General features: G+C 35.9%; 17 protein-coding genes and 1 riboswitch. Of the genes, 4 read left to right on the top strand and 13 right to left on the bottom strand.

Annotated features, from left to right (window positions below; genetic code table 11):
* Positions 1 to 106 precede the first annotated feature (106 nt).
* Positions 107 to 532, bottom strand: coding sequence for a large conductance mechanosensitive channel protein MscL (mscL, locus tag QTL86_RS03785; RefSeq protein WP_410496538.1), 426 nt, complete (start codon positions 530 to 532; stop codon positions 107 to 109).
* A 271-nt stretch (positions 533 to 803) separates the two neighbouring features.
* Between mscL and QTL86_RS03780 the strand changes: the two genes are divergently transcribed.
* From QTL86_RS03780 to hcp, 3 genes are all read left to right on the top strand, one after another.
* Positions 804 to 1463: an MtnX-like HAD-IB family phosphatase gene (locus tag QTL86_RS03780; RefSeq protein ID WP_410496537.1), complete on the top strand. Its 660-nt coding sequence runs from the start codon at positions 804 to 806 to the stop codon at positions 1461 to 1463.
* The gene (locus tag QTL86_RS03775; RefSeq protein WP_410496536.1) at positions 1460 to 2527 is read left to right on the top strand and encodes an iron-containing alcohol dehydrogenase family protein; all 1068 of its coding nucleotides are present in this window, start codon (positions 1460 to 1462) and stop codon (positions 2525 to 2527) included. The genes QTL86_RS03780 and QTL86_RS03775 overlap by 4 nt, the downstream gene beginning before the upstream one ends.
* 130 nt (positions 2528 to 2657) lie before the next feature.
* Complete coding sequence (gene hcp / locus QTL86_RS03770; RefSeq protein WP_410496535.1) at positions 2658 to 4313, top strand: hydroxylamine reductase; 1656 nt, start codon at positions 2658 to 2660, stop codon at positions 4311 to 4313.
* A gap of 78 nt (positions 4314 to 4391) precedes the next feature.
* On the opposite strand, the gene QTL86_RS03765 is transcribed toward hcp, so the two are convergent.
* A complete protein-coding gene (locus tag QTL86_RS03765) occupies positions 4392 to 4979 on the bottom strand; it encodes a hypothetical protein (RefSeq protein WP_127067125.1) in 588 nt (195 codons plus the stop codon).
* Between the two features lie 563 nt (positions 4980 to 5542).
* Here QTL86_RS03765 and QTL86_RS03760 point away from each other — a divergent pair.
* Positions 5543 to 7696, top strand: a complete 2154-nt coding sequence (locus QTL86_RS03760) for a carbohydrate-binding domain-containing protein (protein WP_410496534.1) — start codon at positions 5543 to 5545, stop codon at positions 7694 to 7696.
* A 63-nt stretch (positions 7697 to 7759) separates the two neighbouring features.
* On the opposite strand, the gene QTL86_RS03755 is transcribed toward QTL86_RS03760, so the two are convergent.
* From QTL86_RS03755 to QTL86_RS03705, 11 genes are all read right to left on the bottom strand, one after another.
* Complete coding sequence (locus QTL86_RS03755) at positions 7760 to 8605, bottom strand: YitT family protein (protein ID WP_410496533.1); 846 nt, start codon at positions 8603 to 8605, stop codon at positions 7760 to 7762.
* Between the two features lie 192 nt (positions 8606 to 8797).
* Positions 8798 to 10033, bottom strand: a complete 1236-nt coding sequence (locus tag QTL86_RS03750; protein WP_410496532.1) for a hypothetical protein — start codon at positions 10031 to 10033, stop codon at positions 8798 to 8800.
* Positions 10034 to 10052: 19 nt separating this feature from the next.
* Positions 10053 to 10532, bottom strand: coding sequence for an isochorismatase family cysteine hydrolase (locus QTL86_RS03745; RefSeq protein WP_410496531.1), 480 nt, complete (start codon positions 10530 to 10532; stop codon positions 10053 to 10055).
* Between the two features lie 76 nt (positions 10533 to 10608).
* The gene (locus QTL86_RS03740; protein ID WP_410496530.1) at positions 10609 to 11400 is read right to left on the bottom strand and encodes an EcsC family protein; all 792 of its coding nucleotides are present in this window, start codon (positions 11398 to 11400) and stop codon (positions 10609 to 10611) included.
* A 311-nt stretch (positions 11401 to 11711) separates the two neighbouring features.
* Positions 11712 to 12701, bottom strand: a complete 990-nt coding sequence (gene bsh, locus QTL86_RS03735) for a choloylglycine hydrolase (protein WP_410496529.1) — start codon at positions 12699 to 12701, stop codon at positions 11712 to 11714.
* A gap of 141 nt (positions 12702 to 12842) precedes the next feature.
* On the bottom strand, positions 12843 to 13307 hold the full coding sequence (ribE, locus tag QTL86_RS03730; RefSeq protein ID WP_127067131.1) for a 6,7-dimethyl-8-ribityllumazine synthase: 465 nt from the start codon (positions 13305 to 13307) through the stop codon (positions 12843 to 12845).
* 27 nt (positions 13308 to 13334) lie between these two features.
* A complete protein-coding gene (locus QTL86_RS03725; protein WP_410496528.1) occupies positions 13335 to 14531 on the bottom strand; it encodes a bifunctional 3,4-dihydroxy-2-butanone-4-phosphate synthase/GTP cyclohydrolase II in 1197 nt (398 codons plus the stop codon).
* An 18-nt stretch (positions 14532 to 14549) separates the two neighbouring features.
* Positions 14550 to 15200, bottom strand: coding sequence for a riboflavin synthase (locus tag QTL86_RS03720; protein WP_410496527.1), 651 nt, complete (start codon positions 15198 to 15200; stop codon positions 14550 to 14552).
* A 9-nt stretch (positions 15201 to 15209) separates the two neighbouring features.
* A complete protein-coding gene (gene ribD / locus QTL86_RS03715) occupies positions 15210 to 16301 on the bottom strand; it encodes a bifunctional diaminohydroxyphosphoribosylaminopyrimidine deaminase/5-amino-6-(5-phosphoribosylamino)uracil reductase RibD (protein WP_410496526.1) in 1092 nt (363 codons plus the stop codon).
* 255 nt (positions 16302 to 16556) lie between these two features.
* Positions 16557 to 16672: riboswitch (FMN riboswitch) on the bottom strand.
* A gap of 162 nt (positions 16673 to 16834) precedes the next feature.
* On the bottom strand, positions 16835 to 17320 hold the full coding sequence (locus QTL86_RS03710; protein ID WP_410496525.1) for a DUF5104 domain-containing protein: 486 nt from the start codon (positions 17318 to 17320) through the stop codon (positions 16835 to 16837).
* A gap of 52 nt (positions 17321 to 17372) precedes the next feature.
* Positions 17373 to 22394, bottom strand: coding sequence for a DUF6531 domain-containing protein (locus QTL86_RS03705; RefSeq protein ID WP_410496524.1), 5022 nt, complete (start codon positions 22392 to 22394; stop codon positions 17373 to 17375).
* Positions 22395 to 22571: the final 177 nt, after the last annotated feature.

Here is a 22571-nt window from a genome sequence, read left to right as displayed (position 1 = left end):
TTATAAACGACTCACTTCTCATATGTTTTAAGCTACTTCAAATAATACTTATCAAAATAACCCCTTAAATTCTAATAAAACTATCAGAAATTGAAGGGGTCATTTATTAAGCTTGTTCTTCTTCTAAAATAGATGTACAGTGTGAACAGCGTGTTGCTTTAATAGATATTTGGCTATAGCAAAATGGGCATTCTTTTGTTGTTGCTTCTTTTGCTGGCTCTTCTGCTTTTCTAGTCCCAATAGTACTTAATTTGTTCATTCCTTTCACTAATAGGAAAATTAAAAATGCCATAATAACAAAATTAATGATGGCTGTTATAAAAGCCCCATAGCGGATGTTTACATCTGCAATTGTTATGACTAAAGCACTAAAATCTTTTTTGGCAAATAATCCTATGATAGGTGAAATCACATCATCAACTAAAGATTTAACGATTCCTTGAAAAGCACCTCCAATAATAACACCTACTGCTAAATCTAATACATTCCCTCTAAGAGCAAATGTTCTAAACTCATTAAGAAATTTTTTCATCTTTGAACTTCTCCTTTATCTCTTGAAAAATGTTCTTCATCTATTATATCGCCACATTTGGTTTTTTTACAAGCAACAATTCACAAAACAAAAAATATATGTGTGGCTGCTTTAATCTTACTTCATTAAGTTCCTTTCATGATATAATAGTTAAATCATAAGCTAACACTAAATCTTTATTCTTTTGTGCATTTTACCCAGGTATAAAACCAGATATTTATATGAAAAATGACTCTATATACTTCATTTCTATAATAAGGAGGTAAACATGATGTCTCATGGTAAATTTGTTTTTATTTCGGATTTTGACGGTACACTGACAGAAAAAGATTTTTATCAAATGATCATTGATGATTATTTAGGTGAAGCGGGCCAAAAACTTTATAAGGAGTGGCGCCAAGGCCTTCATCTAGATAAAGATTTCTTAGGTCAAATCTATAGAGCTATCAATCGTGAAGAAACTGAGATTCTTGAGGATATTCTTCGCATCGAATGGGATGAATCAGCTAATGAATTTATTCGCAGGGTACGTGAAAATGGAGGGGAGTTTATTATTTTAAGTGCTGGTACTAGCTATTACATTAACCTGCTCCTTAAGGAAAAAGGCTTATCAGATGTAAAAGTCTACTCCAACCCAGGTATTTATAAAGATAAGGGCATCCATCTGCAAATAGATGAAAGCAGTCTCTACTACTCCGAAAGATATGGTATTGATAAAGCTAAAGTGGTTCTGGATTTAAAAAAACAGTATACGCATGTTTACTATGCCGGTGATAGTGCTCCTGATATTTTGCCCTGTAAGTTAGCTGATCTAGCTTTTGCTAAGGGTGGTCTTCAAGAAATGCTACAATCAGAAAGTGTTAACTTTGTACCTATAAAAAGCTTTAAAGATGTAGCCACTACTCTTATAGGAAAGGGGGTGTTAAAGTGAATCAGCCACAAGCTCATCGTATCTCCATTCCCTCCTTACTTAAAGTAGGTAAAGGAACGCTTAATGAAATAGGCGTATTTTTAAAGGAGAACCATTTTGACCAAGTTGTTATTTATTTCGGCAATGGACTGATCCGTTTATTTGGTGATACAGTTTTTGATTCTCTTCACCAAAATGCTATTACACTTCTTCACTCTGAAGAACTTGACACCACTGACATAGATGCTATTGTAAAGATTGCTTTTAGCATCAGTAGTAAAACAGATGCCATTATTGGCATAGGCGGTGGAAAAGTCATAGACGTCGCCAAATATGCCGCCTTTCTTAGAAAAATTCCTTTTATTAGTGTGCCTACCTCTGCTTCTAGTGATGGTTTCTCAAGCTCTAGTGCTTCTCTTCTAGTCAATGGGAAAAGAACTTCTGTCCCTGCTAGGCTAGCCTATGGTATTATCATTGATACAAATGTTATCAAAAGTGCTCCGGACCCCTTCATTTATTCAGGTATTGGCGACCTCATTTCTAAAATCACAGCTTTATACGACTGGCTCTACGAGCATCAACAAGGCTATAGCACCTTAGATGACTTTGCTTATATGATTGCTAAAAAAGCGGTTAATAGCTTTGTACGTACCCCTTTTACAAGTATCAAAGATGATTTATTTTTAAAAGAATTAGTAGATTCTCTTGCCATGAGCGGCATTGCCAATGAGATGGCAGGCAATAGTGCGCCCTCTAGTGGTAGTGAACACCTAATCTCTCATGCTCTTGATAAGCTTATGGATGTTCCTTTGCTCCATGGCATCCAGGTAGGTATTGCCACTTATCTCATGAGCAAAGTTCAGAACCATAGGTGGCAACGAGTCAATACGGTACTGACAGATACAGGCTTTTGGTCTTACACTAAAACCTTACAGCTTAAACGAGAAGACTTTGAAAAAGCTATAGACCTAGCGCCTACTATCAAACCTAACCGCCACACTTTCATTCATGAAGAAAAATATAGAAATCAAGCTAAGATGCTTCTCTTAAATGACCCTATCTTTAAGCAAATTTTTAGTGAATAACCCTCTACTCATATCTAGCCAAACGTATTACAAATGCCTCCTTACGATGAATTCTATCTGAATAATAAGTTTTTATTAAGGGTAATATAGTGTTGACACTAAAATGAAATCGTCTAAGGAGGCTAGCGTAATGGACTATCCAATGTTTTGCTATCAATGTGAACAAACTGTTGGTGGCAAAGGTTGTACTAAAATAGGTGTTTGTGGTAAGACCCCTGAAGTAGCTAATCTGCAAGATTTACTTATCTATCAATTAAAAGGTATTAGTTGTTATGCTGTTCCACTTATTGAAAAAGGAGAAATGATTGATAAAGATATTATTAAGTTTGTAGAGAACTCTCTTTTTACAACATTAACTAATGTTAACTTCGATGCAGATGTTCATGTAGAACTTTTAAAAAAATCTCAAGAAATTAAAGAACGTCTTAGACAAAAGGCACCTGCTAATATCAGTTATCCTGAATTTGCTACTTATAACTTAAGCCAAACTAGAGAACAAATGCTTGAAGATGCAAAACGTGCAGGGATTATGTTTGATAAGGATTTACATGAAGACATTCGTTCTTTAAGACAAACCATTATCTATGGCCTTAAAGGAATCAGTGCCTATGGCCATCAAGCACGTTTTCTCAATTATTGGAGTGATCAAGTAGACCATTTCTACTTGAGGGCTTTAGAAATAGCTACAAAAGATGATATTTCTGTAGACGAAATGATTAGATGGGTCATGCGCACAGGAGAGATGAGCATTGAAGTCATGAAAACCCTTGATGATGCTAACACTCGATCTTTCAAAAACCCCTCTCCTCATAAGGTAAATGTGCATATCCAAAAAGGACCCTTTATTATTGTTTCAGGCCATGACCTAAAGGATCTTTATATGCTACTTGAACAAACTGAAGGGACAGGCATTAACATTTATACACATGGTGAAATGCTTCCTGCACATGGTTATCCCGAACTTAAGAAATTTAAACATCTAGTAGGTAACTATGGTGGTGCTTGGCAGGATCAACAACCCCAATTTGATGGTATTCCTGGCTGCATTCTCATGACCACTAACTGTTTGATGCGACCTCGTGAAACTTATAAGGATAGAATTTTTACGACTAATACAGTGGGCTGGGATGGTGTGACATTTATTCCTAAACTTCCCGATGGTACAAAGGACTTTACTCTTATTATTGAAAAAGCCCTTGAACTTGGTGGTTTCAAAGAAGATCAAGAACCACATGAAATTTTAGTAGGCTTTGGTCACCATGCTACCCTCTCCCATGCAGAAACTATCGTTAACGCCGTTAAGTCTGGTCAGATTAGGCACTTCTTTGTGATAGGTGGCTGTGATGGTGCTAGACCTGGAAGAAACTACTATACTGATTTCGCTAAAATTGTACCAGAGGATTGTATTATCTTAACCTTAGCTTGTGGTAAATATCGCTTTAATAAATTGGATTTTGGAACAGTAGCAGGTCTTCCAAGGTTGTTAGACGTCGGTCAATGTAATGATGTTTATTCTGCTGTTGCTATCGCTACTGGCTTAGCCGATGCTTTTGAAACAGATGTCAATGGCTTACCTCTTTCTGTCATTTTATCTTGGTATGAACAAAAGGCTGTTGCTGACCTACTAGCTCTTCTTTCATTAGGTGTTAAAAATATCTACTTAGGACCAAGCCTTCCTGCTTTTATCAGTCCTAAGGTCTTACAATATCTTGTAGATACATTTAATTTAACACCTATTAGTACTCCTGATGATGATTTAAAAACTTGTTTAAAGCAATGCTTATAACTTTTTCTTAACTTATTAAACGCCTGAGTTTCTGATTAAATGTTCAGAGACTCAGGCGTTTATGGCTAGCATCACTACTTACTCACATATTTGTCCTTTAATGATTTCTAATACATAATTTTTAAATGTCTCAAAACTTGCAGGATCGCAAGAAGTGCCTTTATGCATTGACTTTGTATAAAAATTGTATTCTACATTTCCATAGTTAAAGATCGGACTTGTTAAAATAAAACTAAATTCTGTGACTCTATAAGTCATTGCATTTTTCATTGCTTCCTTACAAATTTCAAGCAAAGCTTCACTATCTTCTAATTTTTTATCAGCTACTAACTTAAGTATAAAACTTAATAAACGATAACCTCCATTCAAAGGAAACATTTCTCCTCTTCCTGTATAAAATAGTTTTCCTGTGTTATGAAAGTACTTCAGATTTCTAAAGCTAATATTTTTATATACTTCTTCTATCTCTAATCCATCTAGCTGCAAAGATTTTACATAGCTGCTTATACTCTCCCAGCTTGTATCCTGCATACTTCTGTTGTTTTTAACTATTTTTTCGAACTCCTTATAAGCATCCTCTATTTTCTTATCTGTATAAATAACTGTTTCGTTAACAACTACATTATATTCTCCATTATCATAAACTAAAGCTACTTTACTACTCATATCAATCTCCTTTCGATATATAATAATAATTATTATATCATATAGATTATTTTATTGATATGTTTATTGTATATCTGTCACTTCCTCATACCTACTATTCTGCCGTAGTTTCAATCTACTTAATGAACACCTCATATTAATGTAGGAATTCATTTCAATGTTCTCTAATAAACCCTCTACTATAACAAGACTAATTTGCTATCTTAAAAGCTTCTATAATTCGGCTTAAATCATCTGAGTAATGTTCATATGATATGCTGTCCTAAGTTTAATTTTCTCCATCATTTTAAATTATTTATCTAATAAGTAGCCTACTTATTTCTGCTATTTTCTCGTTAGTGATGACTTTGTTGTATTCATTTTTTTATATATTTTATTAAATACACATCATTTGTTTTAGTTTTACAATTAAGAAGAAGGATTTTTTCACACTTTCATCAAATTATTATCAAGATTTCATCAAATTTAACATCTATACTTAATGATATCAATACCTCATGTGCGCCTCTAAACACATGCGGTCGATCTTATTCAATTTAACTACATAAATGGGGGGTTTAACAATGAATTTGAAAAAGTTTTTATATGGTCTATTATCTGCCACTTTAGTAGTATCATCTGTTACACCTGTTTTCGCAGCAGAAACAGTTACTACTACCTCTTCTCAAACACAAATTTCATCTGAGGAAGTAACCATTTCTTTATCTGACACTTCAATTTTAGTCAATGGTGAGTCAGCTTCAACTGATAACAACGATGCTGTTTATACAAGCCACGATATTATTTATTATGAAGATAAAGATACTTACGATAGTGGTAATGCTTATGGTGAAGGTACTGTAGAGGATAAACATAGCAGCGAAGAAGCCCTTAAGCATACTGTTGTTAATATCACCAAGCCAGGTACATACCGTATTTCAGGTCAACTTTCTTACGGACAGATTTTTGTAAATGTAGGAAAAGACGAGGCCGACAAAGTTACACTCATTCTTGATAATGTAGATATCAACTGCAGCGTTGCACCTGCGGTCTTCTTCTATCAAGTATATGAATGTGATGCTGATGCCACTGTCGAAACTGCAACGAATCAAGTAGATACTTCAAATGCTGGTGCACGTGTTATTATTGCTGATGATTCTGTGAATCATGTGACAGGCTCATATGTTGCACGTATTTATAAAGATACCACAGAACAAAAGAAACTTCATAAGTATGATGGCGCTTTCTACTCTCGCATGAGTATGGAAATTGATGGTGAGACCAAAGGAAATGGTGTTCTTAACATTACTTCTGATAATGAAGGTTTAGATACTGAACTTCACCTAACTATTAACGGTGGAAAAATTAATATTCAATCTTCTGATGATGGAATCAACGTCAATGAAGATGGTATTAGCGTCTTTACAATGAACGATGGTTACTTAAATATTTACGCAGGTAATGGTTCGGAAGGAGACGGTATTGATTCTAATGGTTGGAATGTCATTAACGGTGGAACTGTTATTTCTTTAGCTAATCCAAAAAGCATGGATGGTGGTATTGACTCAGATATGGGTTCAACAATCAATGGTGGAACAGTCATTGGCGCTGGTAATATGTATGATCCTTTAGAGGATGATTCCAAGCAGCTTTTCATGTTCCTTCAATTAGCTGAAAAAACAGATCAATTACTTGTTGTCACTGATGAAAAAGATAATCCTGTTTTTGCTTATGATTTTCCAAATGACTATACATACATTTCATTTAGTACCCCTACATTAACAGAAGGAACTTATCATGTTTATAAAGGTGGCACCATCAAGGGAACTGAAACAGATGGCTTCTACAGCACCATTACTTCTTACCTTGAAGGCACCAAACTTCATCATGGTGGAACTTCTACAAACCAAAATATGGGTATGATGACACCTCCACAAGATGGCAATGGACCAAGCTTCTCCACAGATGGAACTCCTCCTGAAATACCAGACAATACTCAAATGCCTAATCAAGGCCAGTCACAACCAACACCTCCTGAAGGTATAGGAAATGGTGAGCGTCCTACACCTCCTGAAGGTATGACAAATGGTGAACCTCCTACACCTCCTGAGGGTATGGCAAATGGCGGAGGCTTTGGAGGCCCACAAGGTATGCAAAGTTCCAGCGAGACAGAAAACTATGATTTTGTACTAAGTGCATCTAACAAAGGCTTCACTAATGTTTCAAGTACAACAGCTACAGGTAACACAGCTAGTACAACGCCAAGTGGCACTACCACAAATACAGTTGGCACCACTAGCTTTTCAGATGTAAAAGGTGACAGTTGGTATGCCCAAGCAGTTACTTTCTGCAAAAATAAAGGCTTAATGGGCGGCACTTCATCAACTACCTTCTCACCTTCTGCTCCGGTTACACGTGAAATGTTTGCTACTATTCTTTACCGCTTAGCAGGTTCACCTAACGTTACTACTTCTACTTCATTTACTGATGTTAAAAATGAATCCGCTTACTATTACAAGGCTGTTTCATGGGCTAATCAATCAGGTATTACCAAAGGCATTAGCTCAAATGCATTTGGCGTAGGCCAATCTATTACTGTTCAAGATGCTGTCGTTATGTTAGAGCGTTATGGAAAAGGTGGTGACCTCACTCAAGTAGAAAATGTTTCCTCTACTAGTACATCACCAGCAACTCGTGCACAAATTGCGGCACTATTAATGCAGTATTGCAACAACTAAATAAGCATCAACAAAAGACCATGCTGAAGCCTGTTTCAACATGGTCTTTGTAACTAAAATAGATCATACATATTCTTTATGTAAGGTGAATCCACGACCACGAACTTCATTGACCTTATTAATAATCATAAAAGCCTTCGGATCTATCTCCATAGTCAAATCATTAATCTTAGATAACTCTCTATTAGATACTATAGTTAGTACCGCATAAGATTTTTTCCTTGTATGGCCACCTTCACTATATAGCAAAGTTGTGCCTCTATCTAGCCTTGTACGAATCATCTCACTTATTGCTTCACTTCTTTCACTAATAATTTTAATCTGCATTTGATTTTTCCCAATCATTAGTACCTTATCTAGTATCATTGTATAAAGTAATACTAAGAGTATCCCATACAAGATCATTTCCTTGCTTGAAAAAAGCATCTGTGTTAGTAAGATAAAACAATCAAATATAGACATAGTCACAGAAACTGATAACTTTAATTTCTTATTTAAAATTAATGGAGGAATATCCATCCCCCCTGTTGAAGCTCCTGCACGAATAACCATTCCAATACCTGCTCCAATCAGTAAACCAGCAAATATTGTGGCTAGCATTGTATCATTAGTCATTCTGCTGCCACCAAACAGCTTTTCAAAAATACTTAATATAAAAGGATAGTAGAAAGTACTTATAATAGTCGTTAAAGCAAAGGACTTTCCTAGTACGATTCCCCCTAAAACAAACATGACTATATTAAATACCCCTACAAAAATAGAAACAGGTATCCCTAGCTGATGCTGAAAAACTAGAGCAAGCCCTGTTGTTCCCCCTGTTATAAGCTTATTAGGTAAGATAAATAATGCTACTGCTAAGGCATAAAGTGTATTTCCTAGCAAAATAATTGGTATCTTCTTTATATTCATTCCTTTTTGTCTCCTCTCTCCATTGGTGTCTTCCTGTTAGCTTTATCATTATACACTAAACCTTCTCTATTTTCATTAATAGTTCCTGTAAATAAATCTCTCATACCCTGCTCCACCGTGAAAACTCTTGGCTTCCAATTTATAACTTATATTTAGCCTAATAGATATTCCGATCTCCTCTTTGAGTTAGAACTACTCTTGTGTTTCAATAAAATGATAGCTTATATTATTTTCACTCCCATATCCTGTTGCCCATTCTTCCATAGGTGCTGGCAAGCAATCTTTATATCTACTATCATTTGTATAATATTGTAATTTATCTTCTTCCAGTGCTGCATATATGTATTGATCTACTACTAGATAATAGCAATAACCCGAAGCTCCCCTCAAATAGGATTGCCCACCTAAGGCTATTGTGTCCTCAAACGATATTTCTTCATACATGACGTGCTGTGTTAAACTTATAAAATCCTCATATTTTTCCCCAACTATTGCTTTAAATAGTTCTTCTTGCTCCTTCGTTAATACGATCCCCACGTCTAATGCACTTGGCAATGGGCTTTTTATTGTGCCCTTTATATAGTTCGTCTCAAAGAACACCCCTGCTCCACAACCATAGCCGTAATCATTGGACTCAAGTTGTAACTTTCCGTCTTTAAAAATCAACTTAAATATCACTTCTGTATCTGGCTCATCATATATACACTCAAAAATGATTTCGTTTGTTTTTTCATCTTTAATAGCAAATCCACCCATACTACCACTGGCTGTGCCATTGTATGCCTCTAAGCTAAACCAAATAAGATCGTCGAATAGCACTTTAATCTCTGCACTTGTACCGGCAAAATAACTCTTTTCTTCTCCTGTCCAAGTCCCTTGTAGTCCCTGTATTTTCTCTGTAGTTACTGGCCCTATTCTATTACTTCCCTCTCTAATTAAATAAAAAGGATACTCTACATCACCTTGGCACCAAACACCTTGCAAGTAGTCTTCATCTCTTTGGAGAATGGTGAGGCTTGTTTCACCCTTGTCATCTTCATAATAAGTATAAAGTCTATTTCCTATTACATTTTTTGCATACACCATTTCAGAACTTCCTCTTAGCTCAATAGGTATATTATATTTGTCATAAGAATATGTCCCTAGCTTTTTCTCTAAATCAAAAGTACCATGAATGGGATAATCCCCTATCTTTCCTGCACCTATAAATACTGTTTGATTTTCCTCCTGAGTCTCAGCTTTTTCAATAATCATCTCTTCCCTTTTATTCTCTACTCTATCACTACCCTTGGTGGATTCCTCTAGTATTTGATTATTAGAACTAGATAGCTCTTGTATTTGCTCTTCAGAATCTACTGTATCTGTTTGAGGGCTACACCCAGCCAGCAATAGCAGCACTATCCCTAATAATAGTATAAAATGCCTCATGATTTATCTCTTCCTCTCATCATTCAACTACTTCTATGTTGCAACTAAGTAACTTTTCCTTTGTTCTTAGAAATCTACTTCTGTCTTTTATTCCTATGTACTCCAAAGGGCAAACAACTAAAAAGCCTAGTTTACTTGCCTCTAATGCAGATGAAGCAACACAGCAGTTTCCATCAATGCCTATTAGCTCTATTTTAGTTATTCCCTTGTTTTTTAATAACTCTATTAAAGTATCATCGGCAAATACGCTCGCTCTATCCTTTTCTATCCAATAGTTTGATACAATAACTAACTCTTTAGCAAAATCCGATACATATATTTCCTTATTTCGCTTACTTTTGTTTTTTACATAAATCACTAATATGCCATCTTTATCTGCACTTACAATTCTTTTATTTACTTTATCAACAAGGCAGTTAGGATAATAATGATATCTACTGTTTTGTCCAATATAGTCTTCCTGCATATCTACGACAATTAATGCTTTTTTATTTTCCATAATCTCTTCCCCTTGTCAGCTCTATATTAGAAATTCATTCTATTTTTACTTGCTATGTATGGAATATAAAAACGGATTATGATTTTTTCTGATTATATAAATAGCGTTGCCTATATTTTAGTTCTGCATATTCTGTAATATATTTCATATAAACCATATCATATGCTCCCCCTATTGCCCCTACAACTGGGACCCCTTGTAGAAACTTTATATATAATAATTCTTTTGAAAGTAAATCTGCTGTTACTTTCATTTCACTTTTTACAGACTCTGATTCCATTAACTTTTCTGTTTTTGTATAGTCATTAATTCTATTATTAATTGCTTGTATTGATGTGCCATGGGAAACGGCTCCTTGGATCAAAAGCAAGATATAAAATTGTTCTTCTATAGCATCATAGGGATAGCCATAACGTAATGCTATTTCATAAATACTTTTTAAAATCATTCCTGTAAAAACGGGAATGTCTGGAAGACCGATTCCCATTACTCCCATTCCAATGCCCATCACACCCGATACTGCTAAATTCTTTATGCCAGATCGCCCTGCATTTTTCTCTATTACACGAATAGATTTTCTACTTTGACTCACTTGGACAGCATACTGCTGAATCTTATGGTTCTGCTCAATAGTCTCTTTTCTATATGTTTTTTCAATTATCCCTGTACCCTTCTCAAAAACTAAAGCAAATGCTTTATTAAAAGCAGCATTAAGCGTTTCCTCTACTTTCTTTGGTACTTTTGCTTCTAACTTTTGATTTAATAGAGATTCTTTTTTCTCAAACCTTTTTTCCAGAAACTTTTTCTCTTGCTTTAATGCTTTTTGCCATTCCCGTTCTAATGCTGATTTTTTCTGAAACAATTCCATAAGCAGCCCCTCTATTTCTTTTTCTTGTATCTATCAAACTATTGTTAACATCTTATATTTTATATTACCTGAATTTTGTGTAAAAAATATATTCTTTTAATGGAATACCTATCTTGATGCTATTATTTCATCATCTAATAAGTCAGTGTATGATTCATTTTAACAAACCTCCAAGTCCCCCTCAACTTGATTATTTCTAATTACGAGGGACTAGCCTATGGAGGTAAATTGTTTTTGTAGCATCTACCATTGTTCATGAATTTTGCATCTCTTTATGCTACTTATCTATCTGAAAACCATACATATGCATGCTAGTTTTGGTTATTGATAGATAAAGTATCAAGATACTCAAAGCTTTTTAATTGTTCTTGATCTAAATCTTCTTTCTCAAATGCTATGGCATTAAGTTGAAGATTGTTATAGGTAGAATAATAATAAACTCCCTTTTCTAGAGCCATGCAGGAGGTATAAAGTGTAAATTCCTCTTTACTCTTTGGCTTAATCACCGCTCCACCTGGCATAGCCACATTATTAAGAATATGATAAAACTCAGCTAGGGTTGTCATCTCATTATCTAGATGCGTCGCATGACTTTTTAGATAGGCTACTCTTACAAATCTAGCAGGCGGATAGAAATCACCAGGTATACCCACTAAACCAAGTCCGCAGGAATCCGGATTCAATTCTTGTTTATACCATGTTGTTCCCTCTACCCACCTGGAAGAAAGATGAATATATTGTTTTAAATTATCAATATGCCAATCAAAAGTGGGTGGATTAGTGAGCACCCCTATTTTATTTTCAAAAATACAGAATTTTTCTTTTGTCTGTTCAATAACAATGCACCGATCTTGCTTATCATATACAATCCAATGAAGTGTTGGAAGTGCTATATCTAGAGCAAATGGTATATTAACCAGATTCACCTGTGAAACAGCTGCTTTGACTTCTTCTACTGTCTCAAAGTTACTTAAGATCCAAAGAATCAAATCATAGGGTCCTATATTGATCTTATCAGGGTATGACTCAGGACTATGATAGCAGTAATTAGGAAAGTTAAGCCCAGCACAAGCAAGTCCTTTTTCATTTAACCCATCTGCTAAAAGCGGGTGATTATTTATTATAACGCCCATTCCTAATATGGCATACTTTATAGGCAATATCTTCTTGCTAATCACATTCTCCCATTGATATTTTCTAGGCACTAAAATCACAGATTGATTAAAACTATATTCCAAATCCATATTACGACCAAAAAAATGAAAACCATCTTTACTCTTCAGTGTTAATGCTGTACACATACTGCAACCTCACTTCTTTTTAGCTTTATTATCTCCAAAAGAAGTGTTAATATGAGTAGATTCACCCTCTATCTTTTACGCCATTTCTTCTATATAAGATTTTGTAAAAAGTAGTATGATACAATTTATTTTAGGCTTACCTCACTCAAACTGCTTTAATAAATTTACCATTTCAATAGCTGTTACCGCTGCGTCATACCCTTTATTACCTACTTTTGTTCCCGCTCTTTCAATAGCTTGCTCAATGGTATCAGTTGTTAGAATACCAAAAATAACCGGTTTTTCTGTCTGCATAGCAACACTTGCAATTCCTTTTGAGGCTTCTGCACAAACATAATCAAAATGTGGTGTAGAACCTTTTATGACCGCTCCTAGGCAAATGACTGCATCATATTTTTCACTTTGTGCCATTTTCTTCGCCACTAGCGGTATTTCAAAAGCACCTGGCACATAAGCAACTTCTATTTTTTCAGATGCTACGCCATGTCTTTTTAGCGCATCTATTGCTCCGCCTACTAGCCTTGAAACAATAAATTCATTAAATCTCCCTGCTACAATCCCCATTCTTAATTCTTGTGCCACTAAATTTCCTTCGATTACTTTCATTTTGGTTTCCTCCGATTTAAATTTCTTTTAACGAGATTCATTTAATAAATGTCCTAGTTTTTCTTGTTTCGTTTTTAAATAAAAGGCATTCTTTTCATTATGATTCATTTGGATAGGTACTCTTTCAGTAACTTCTATCCCACCTTCTTCTAAGCCTCGTATTTTTCTTGGATTATTGGTCATTAACTTAATCTTTCTTGCACCTAATAGCTTAAGTATTTGTACACTCTCATAATAATTTCTCATATCTTCTAAGAAGCCAAGCATCATATTTGCCTCCACTGTATCATAACCTTGATCCTGTAAGGCATAAGCTTTTATCTTATTAATAAGACCAATTCCTCTTCCTTCCTGTCTCATATAGACTAAGATACCACTACCTGCCTCAGCAATTTTTTTCATCGCTGCATCATACTGCTCACCACAGTCGCATCTCTTAGAGCCTAGTGCATCTCCTGTTAAGCATTCTGAATGAATGCGTGTCAGTATAGGCGTAGATTCATTTATTTCTCCTTTAACTAATGCGACATGATGCTCCCCATTTAATATGTTAACAAAACCATACATGGTAAAATCACCATACCTGGTAGGCATCTTAGCCTGAGCTACTAACTCAACATAAGCTTCCCTTTGCTGCCTATATGTAATAAGATCTGCTATTGTTATGATTTTTAGCTCATGTTCTTTAGCAAACTCTATAAGATCAGATGTTCTTGCCATGGTTCCATCTTCTTTCATAATTTCACAGATAACACCTGCGGGTTTTAGTCCTGCCAATCTGGCTAGGTCAACTGCTGCTTCAGTATGTCCAGCTCGCTTAAGTACTCCCCCTTTTTTGGCTATAAGGGGAAAAACATGCCCTGGTCTTTTAAAATCTTCTGCTGGACTTTCTTCTAAAACCTTTTGAATCGTTAAAGCTCTTTCAAAGGCTGAAATGCCTGTTGCTGTTGCACTATAATCTATAGAAACAGTAAAAGCCGTCCCATAATGGTCTGTATTCCTATTGACCATAGGTGAAAGCTGTAAGGCACTAGCATATGCTTCTTCTATAGGCATACAAATCAGACCTCTGCCATATTTAGCCATGAAATTAATAGCTTCACCTGTTACCTTTTGGGCAGCCATTAATAAGTCTCCCTCGTTTTCCCTTCCTTCATCATCTATGACAATGATGATTTCTCCTTCTCGAATCGCTTTAATTGCTTCTTCAATTTTACAAAACATCTACATCTCTCCTATCCTTTACATAAAGCCATGGTTTTTTAAAAAATCTTCATCAATCTTATTTTCTTTATGAACCTCATGCGTTAATCCTAGTAATCTTTCAACATATTTCCCAATGATATCTACTTCTAGATTAACCTTGTCTGTTACCCCCTTCATTAACAAAGTAGTTTTATTTTTTGTATGAGGTATAACAGATACTTTGAAATATTCTTTAGTTACATCGGCTACAGTTAAACTAATACCATCAATAGCAATACTTCCCTTAAGAACCACATATCTTAGTATTTCAGTTGGTGCTTTAATAGTAATCCAGGTTGCTGCTGCTTCTTTAGTAATACTCATCATTTCACCGATACCATCAATATGACCACTTACCAGATGCCCTCCCAACCTGCTACTTAAAAGCATTGCTCTTTCTAAATTTACAGCTGCTCCTATTCTCAGACTTCCTAGGTTACTTTTCCTTAAAGTTTCTGCCATAATATCTGCTTCAAAACTGCCTGAAGTCATATTGGTAATGGTTAGGCATACACCATTAGTAGCAATACTGTCCCCTATTTGGCTTTGTTCTAATACTTTTACAGCATTAATTTTGATTCTTGAAAATTTCTCTCCGTTTTGAATATGTTCCACATGCCCGATTTCTTCTACAATACCTGTAAACATTTTAATCACCTACTTCTGTATAATATACCCCTCTAATAAGATGTCTTCTCCAATCCGCTGCATTTGCAAATTTTCGACCTTTATAGATTCTTCCAGATTGGCAATTCCCCTACCTGCCACAGGCGTCTTAGCTTGCCCACCTACTATTTGGGGAGCAATGTAAAACTGCACCTTGTCTACTATGCCAGCTTCTAATGCACTTGCGTTTACTTCCGCTCCACCTTCGATTAAAATGCTGTCTATCCCCAATTTTCCCAACTGAATCATCAATTCCTTTAGATTGACTCGATGTTTATAAGCTTCTACAAATAATACCTTTACGCCAAGTTCTTCTAACTTTTTTACTTTATCCACTGCCATTTCTTCTATTTCTTTGACTGCTGCAATTATTACCTTACTGGTGCCACCTATTATTTTAGAGCTCATAGGTATTCTTAGTGTGCTGTCTACTACAATAATGATAGGGTTTCTTCCGCTTATAAGCCGACAAGTGAGCAGGGGATCATCTTTAATAACCGTTCCTATCCCCACCAGAATACCTGAATAAGCATTTCTTAGTTGATGAACCATTTCTCTTGACGCTTCACCAGTAATCCACTTTGACTGGCCTGCTACTGTGGCAATTTTTCCATCTAACGTCATTGCAGCCTTTAATAAAACAAATGGTTGTTGTTTAGTAATATACTTGATGAATATTTCATTAAGCTTGCGACATTCTTCCTCTAGAATGCCTACTATCACTTCAATGCCAGCGTCCTCAAGCCTCTTAATACCACTACCTGCCACTAAGGGATTCGGATCTCTCATCCCAACAACTACCCGCATTATTTTGTTTTGAATGATGGTTTCTGTACAAGGTGGTGTTTTTCCATAATGATTACAAGGTTCTAAGGTAACATACAAGGTAGCCCCTTCACTCTTTTGTGAAGCACTCTTTATAGCATTAACTTCTGCATGGTTAGCGCCATAAACTTCATGATAGCCCTCACCTATTATCCTTCCCTCCTTTACTAAGACTGCCCCCACTAAAGGATTCGGACTTACTTTTCCTCTTCCTTGTTTGGCTAGATTTAATGCATACCTCATATAGTTCTCATGCATTCTATCACCTCACTTTCTTTTATAGATAAACTTAACAATCTTAGAGTTAATCTACAAAAAAGGCCCTGAGTCACATGTACTCAGGGCCTTTTCTATAAGTATTCATACTGCTTATGTCATAATAAATGGGCAAACCTCTCTAGACTTCCCGACATAAACACTATGCTGATTAATCAATCTAAAAAAGCTCTGAAATAGATTACTATTTCAGAGCTCAATATAAAATATAGATTATATTTAATCACTATACCTTGTATTTATCTTCTTTCATCCAGACTATACTGTCGGCTTCGGAATCTCACCGAATCATACCATTTAGGCTCGCGGGCTTTACCGCCGGTAGGGAATCACACCCTGCCCTGAAGATTTATTAAGTTTTTCATTATATATAATATTTAAAATTAACTTTATTGTCAATTCATTTTATGGAACATTTGTATTTGGTTCTATTTTCATCTCAATTACTAATTGGAAATAGACTCATTTTCTTATGCAACCTTAACCTCTCAGTAATTACTTTTATATGAATACACTTACTCTAGTACATAAATGCCTGGGGTATCCTTTTGATTTTTAAATTTAAATCCTTCTGGCATTGTTTCTTCAGTCACAACCTCTATCAGATGCAAACCTACTTTCTCCGGTTCCTCATCATTACGTATTTGTATAGTAAAAATCAAGTAATATTCTTGATTATCATTTGTTACTGTATATGTTCCATTTAACACCTTTGTTCTTACTCCATAATCCGTACCTTCTAGTGTACTACATCCCCCATCAAATCCTCCGTTACATCCTGGATAGAAATCCATCAACTCTTCTATCTTCTCATCTAGATCTTCTGCATTTTCTAACGCATATTTTGAAAATAATGCTTTTAGGCCTTGTGCATCTTGTGCCTCTATGGCATCTATTATAGATTGTCTTGTTGCCTCTGATTGTTCATCATCAGTTCGGTTAGATTCTGCTAAATAATCTAATCTAGATCTAAAATTGCACCCCATTATACTCCCAACCATTACGCAAACTCCTGTCCCTAATATTATTAGCTTTACATTTCTAATTATATTTTTACCACTTATAATATGCCACTTTATTTTCTTCATCAAAACACCACCCTTCTTGTCCTTTCATCCTTCCAGTATAAAATGCCTTCCACATTTTAGGATTATCTGAAAAATCTATACTCCCCCTTACTTCTAACTCATTTTTATTCCTATCTTGATACTTCGGATTAAAGCCTGAAATCCACCACTGTGGATCATCTGGATTATACTCAAATATCTTTTCTCCTGTATTCTTATCATAAAGACTCAGCGTCATATGTAAATTTGTATCTGTTGCACTATTTAAGTGATAACCATCTCCATAATAAATTCCTGTTTCACACCCAGCACCTAGATTCAAATAATCCCCCTTCCACATCCAGAGCGTATATGTTGTCCCGTCTTCTGTTGTAAATGGTAGGGACTTATACTTATCCATAGATGTAGCCGCATTAAAGATATAATCATAGAAATCATTATAACCAAACGGTGCTTGCCAGCAATTGGGATTGGTGTGATATACTCCATCAGAAGTTCTCTCAAAGTTAACTGCATCTAAGAATGCCTCTCCTAACCAAGACTGCGACATATCTGCCATTGCATCACTTATGGAATAGCCAAAAACCTCAACTTCTATTAGGTCTCGGCCTGCTCCGATGATCAAATTGCCCGCATCGCTCATGGCATCTTTAACTACTGGAGGGACATAATTGTCCATGATATAGTCTGCACCATTAAAGAAAGTAGTTGTTGCATCACTTAGGACTTCTCCTGCTGAATTGACTGTATCACCAACCCAAGCCCCAACGGCATCTGCACTATCACTTACCCAATCTTGTACATCTGACCAACTAGGAAAAGCGCCGTCACGGTCTACAAAATTAAGGGGACGATTCCAGCAGTAACTATATTCATTTAATGTATAGGGTGCTGCTTGAATTCCCCTTATCCTATCTTTTGCTCTAAAGCGACCATTTTTAGCGTCATATTCACGTGCTTGAGAAAAGTAAGTGCCTGACACATTATCTTTATAGTAGCCCGAATATCCAAAAGGTTGCCCTTCTTCTGGTTTTGCAAGAGTATCATTACCAAATTCATCAAAGCTATAGCTTTCCGTAATTTTCCCACCTGCATCCATATAACGTAGTGGGCTTCCCATCTCATCTGGAAGATAATAATGAACGCCCTCTTTGCTTTTTTCTGCTGCTACGCTACCATCCCACATCAATTCACGAGTATTGTCTCCTTCTAGCATCAAAAGTATATTGTTATAACGCTTTGTCTGGTCAAGGACGTATTCTATAGATTTTACAGATGAATAATCCGCTTCAAAAATCTGCTGACTCACTCTTTGTCCCAGGCCATTGTATTCATAGACAGACGTCATTTGGTCCCCATTCATAGCTCGCACCATACGATTCATGCTATTATACTCATAAGCTTGCTTTAATGTGCCATTCTCTATAATCTGAGTCAGATTGCCTCTTGCATCATAAGCATAATCTGTCATACCTTCTGCTGCTATGGTGCGAATGAGCTGATTAGCTGCATTATAGTTGTATTCTGTTCGGCTTCCTTCACTTTCTAAAAAGGTACGATTGCCAAATGCATCATAACCATAGTTTCTAAGAGAAACGCCATCTTTTACTACAGCTACTAAACGGTTTAAGGCATCATATCTATAATCATATGTACCACTTTCTTCTGGTAAGTTACGTCTTGTTTGTGTAATCCTTGTTTTGTTTTGTGCCGCATCATATTGATACTCATAGCCATCAATCATTCCTTCTTCATCCCAGTAGCATAAACTTGCAAGGGTCCCTGATAAATAATAAGTATAGTCTGCTTTTACCCCATTAGGTAATAACTTACTCATTAACTTACCACTATTATCATATTGGTATTGAAATACACCATTTTCATCCCGAAGCGAGGTAAGTCTTAATAACTCATCATATCCATACTCTACTTCTTTGCCTCCTGGATATTGCATACTGAGGCGTTGTCCCATAATCCCTCTTGTATAGACCGTTTCTCTACCTGCATGATCTGTAATCTTTGTGGGCCTTCCTAGCGCATCCACTTCAATGGTTGTTACGCCCAACCAGTCTTTAATCTGAGTCAGCTGTTTGAGTGCATTATATGAAAACTTAACAGCATTGCCATCTTCGTACTGAATTTGAGCGAGCTGGCCACCTGATGTATAGTCGTATTGGGTAGATAGGCCTTCTTGATCTATCTTTTCTATCATACGCCCTCTAGCGTCATAAGTATAGTTTTCCTCCTTGCCTAAAGCATCTCTTATCATTGTGACATTACCAAGTACATCACGTTCATATTGTACAAAATGTGCATTTTGGTTATCTTTATTCAACATTAAAGCTTCTGCTAGCTCTTCTTGCTTGCCCCACTGGCAAACTTCCGTTAAACTTCCCATTTCATCATAACTGTATTCGGTACGATTACCCATTGTATCTGTTATGGCTAATAGACGACCTGATGGTGTATAGCTGTACCATGTCGTATTGCCATTCGTATCTATTACAGATTTTACATTTCCCATGGCATCATAACTGTAGCATTTTGTTTGTCCTTCACTGCTTTCAATCTTTTCTATGCGGTTCATTGAATCATAAGAATAAAATAAGGTAAAGCCCTCTTGATTTTGCTTACTCTTTACATTCCGATTCTGATCATAGGTATAGCTTACATAAGTGCCATCTGCATAAGTAATTTTTGCTAACATCCCACCAGATAAATAATCATATTTGGTCTTACGCCCTGCTGCATCTATTACTTCACTTACCTTGCCAAGAGGATTATAACTGTATCTTGTCTCATTTCCCTTAGGATCTATAGAACTTATCTTCTGTCCTGCTTTGTCATAGATAATCTTTCGTGTATTGCCCATAGCATCTATCATTTTAGTTCGTTGGCCAAATTGATTATATGCCATACGGCTCACTGATCCGTCTGCATCTTCTACCTCTATTAACCTGTTGAGGGCATCATAGTTTAGCTTCACCGCACCGCCATCTGCGTCTATAATCTTGGTACGATTACCATTTGCATCATATTCATAACATACCTTAGCACCTTTTGGATTGATGATGCACGCTAAGCGGTTGAGCTTGTCATATATAAACTTTGTTTCACCACCATTTGCATCTATTCTCCGTGTGACATTAAACATACTGTCATACTCAAGCATAGTGACATTGCCCTCTTGATCAATGAGTTTCATTGGTTTATTGATCGCATTATATTCTCTCTTAATCTCACTACCATCAAATTCCTTAATGCATACGACCTTGCCGCTTTCATTGTAGTAAAAATGTCTTACATTGCCTTCTGCATTTTTTACCCGAGTGATGTTTCCTTTGAGATTATAGGTGTATTCCGTCCGATTACCATTCCCATCAATCGTGGCTGAGACTTGACCAAACCCATTATATTCATAGTGTGTTTCTCCACCCATAGGCTCCTTGATAGAATGAACATTACCATGTGCATCATAAGTTAGACTTATGATACTGCCATCAGGTTGTTTGACTTCTATGGGCCTACCATATTCATTGTAGGTTAGTGCAATAGCCCTTTCAAGCCCATCTTTCCTTAGGGTAAGATTACCTTTGTCATCGTATTCATTCAACTGAAAGTCTTCGCCGCCTATTTTAATCTTTTCAACGAGCTTCATGGCATTATATGCCATCTCTACTTTCTCACCTAATGGATTTTCTATTTCTGCTAAATTGCCTGCTACGTCATAGACGTATTTGGTCTTATTACCCTTTTTATCAGTTACCTCTGTTTGTTGATTCTGCTCATTGTAGGCATATTGAATCTTGCCATCAGCAAACACAGTCTCTACACTACGCATATTGTCATCATGGATGTAGGCGATTTGATTACCATTTTGCTCAGTGACATGAATAGTCTTTGCTGCATCATCATATTCTAGTAGCATCTCTCCCCCATCTGGATAGCTTTGCTTCGTTACACGTCCTTTGTCATCATATTCATTTCTAATAGAATCAATAGCTCTTCCATTTGTAATTACCTCTAGGTTACCATCTGTATCATAACGGTACTGAAAGGTGTGATTTTCTTCATCTTTTACCTGAGATAAATACCCCTTTTCATAGCTTAGGCTTACCGCCCGCCCTTCACTATCTGATACATCTATTAATAAATTTTCCTCATTATATTTATAAGATAAGGCTTCCCCAGACATACTTTTTACTATTTCTAACCTTCCAGCCCCATCATATATAAGTTCCAGATATCTGCCATTGCCGTCTTCTACCCTAGTATTTCTTCCTTCTTTATCAAAATAGTACTTGGCGCCAAGTGTTGTCTCATAAAGCATGCCTTCTTCTATTTCACTTAACCTATCAGCTTTGCCAATAAAATGAAGATAGGTGCCATCTTCCATCTTAACAAAGGTTTCTTCCTTACCGTCAGACCAATGTAACATGGCCCTTTGGTCTTCTTTGGTAATATATATTTCGTAATTATGTACCCAGCCTTTACCTAAGGCTCCTTCTTGCTTTTCCATAGAGTTATAAAACATCTTAAATTCTACTGGGTATAATCCCTTTAATCTCAAATACTCTCTGTGATAAATAAAGTTACCTGTTGCAAAATTAATAGGATCTCCGCCGTACTTACAACATTCGTTGCCTAGCCCCTTAAGCATTTTTATTAAACTTTCCAAAAGCTTATCTAACATCTTAAGGACCTCTTTCGGCTCTTTCTTCTTGCCACTATCTGCAACCGCATTAAGTAGTATTTTTTCCGTACTTTCATAGAGTTGTATGATATTACTTAATGCACTGCCCATCCCCTTTAAATTCTCAAGGCTCCCCTTGCTATCTTCTTCCAAGGCAACTAATGCACTTCTTATGTCACTATACGATTGATTGGATAAATTTTTTCTTACCGTTTCAAGACGTGTTACATAGTCAGCTAAAGTCTTTGCTAGATCTGTATACTGCGTTACTGATTCTCTTAGATTGGGTAGATTCACATCAAATTTCGTCTTCAACTCAGACCCTCCATATCATTTATATTAATATAAAATTTCTTTAAACACGGTATCCAACTCAGTATTTTTATCTAGTATAATATATTTTTCCTTTCTTTTTCATTTTCGAGACTAAATGCACTTTTAGATGTCTGAATAGCAACTTTATAGGCGTATTAAAATTCATCTTCTGCTTTT

It is taken from the genome of Cellulosilyticum sp. ST5 (assembly GCF_046529625.1).
GTDB classification, from domain to species: domain Bacteria; phylum Bacillota; class Clostridia; order Lachnospirales; family Cellulosilyticaceae; genus Cellulosilyticum; species Cellulosilyticum lentocellum.
The sequence above is the reverse complement of the archived record's forward strand: the minus strand, read 5'-3'. Positions and strand labels throughout refer to the sequence as shown.

Excerpts from the sequence above, each read along its gene's own strand:
- QTL86_RS03710 (WP_410496525.1), bottom strand. The coding sequence starts at position 17,320 with ATGGTTGGGAGTATAATGGGGTGCAATTTTAGATCTAGATTAGATTAT.
- QTL86_RS03745 (WP_410496531.1), bottom strand. The coding sequence starts at position 10,532 with ATGGAAAATAAAAAAGCATTAATTGTCGTAGATATGCAGGAAGACTAT.
- QTL86_RS03760 (WP_410496534.1), top strand. The coding sequence starts at position 5,543 with ATGAATTTGAAAAAGTTTTTATATGGTCTATTATCTGCCACTTTAGTA.
- QTL86_RS03780 (WP_410496537.1), top strand. The coding sequence starts at position 804 with ATGTCTCATGGTAAATTTGTTTTTATTTCGGATTTTGACGGTACACTG.
- QTL86_RS03765 (WP_127067125.1), bottom strand. The coding sequence starts at position 4,979 with ATGAGTAGTAAAGTAGCTTTAGTTTATGATAATGGAGAATATAATGTA.
- ribD (WP_410496526.1), bottom strand. The coding sequence starts at position 16,301 with ATGCATGAGAACTATATGAGGTATGCATTAAATCTAGCCAAACAAGGA.
- QTL86_RS03755 (WP_410496533.1), bottom strand. The coding sequence starts at position 8,605 with ATGAATATAAAGAAGATACCAATTATTTTGCTAGGAAATACACTTTAT.
- hcp (WP_410496535.1), top strand. The coding sequence starts at position 2,658 with ATGGACTATCCAATGTTTTGCTATCAATGTGAACAAACTGTTGGTGGC.
- QTL86_RS03720 (WP_410496527.1), bottom strand. The coding sequence starts at position 15,200 with ATGTTTACAGGTATTGTAGAAGAAATCGGGCATGTGGAACATATTCAA.
- bsh (WP_410496529.1), bottom strand. The coding sequence starts at position 12,701 with ATGTGTACAGCATTAACACTGAAGAGTAAAGATGGTTTTCATTTTTTT.
- QTL86_RS03725 (WP_410496528.1), bottom strand. The coding sequence starts at position 14,531 with ATGTTTTGTAAAATTGAAGAAGCAATTAAAGCGATTCGAGAAGGAGAA.
- mscL (WP_410496538.1), bottom strand. The coding sequence starts at position 532 with ATGAAAAAATTTCTTAATGAGTTTAGAACATTTGCTCTTAGAGGGAAT.
- ribE (WP_127067131.1), bottom strand. The coding sequence starts at position 13,307 with ATGAAAGTAATCGAAGGAAATTTAGTGGCACAAGAATTAAGAATGGGG.
- QTL86_RS03750 (WP_410496532.1), bottom strand. The coding sequence starts at position 10,033 with ATGAGGCATTTTATACTATTATTAGGGATAGTGCTGCTATTGCTGGCT.
- QTL86_RS03740 (WP_410496530.1), bottom strand. The coding sequence starts at position 11,400 with ATGGAATTGTTTCAGAAAAAATCAGCATTAGAACGGGAATGGCAAAAA.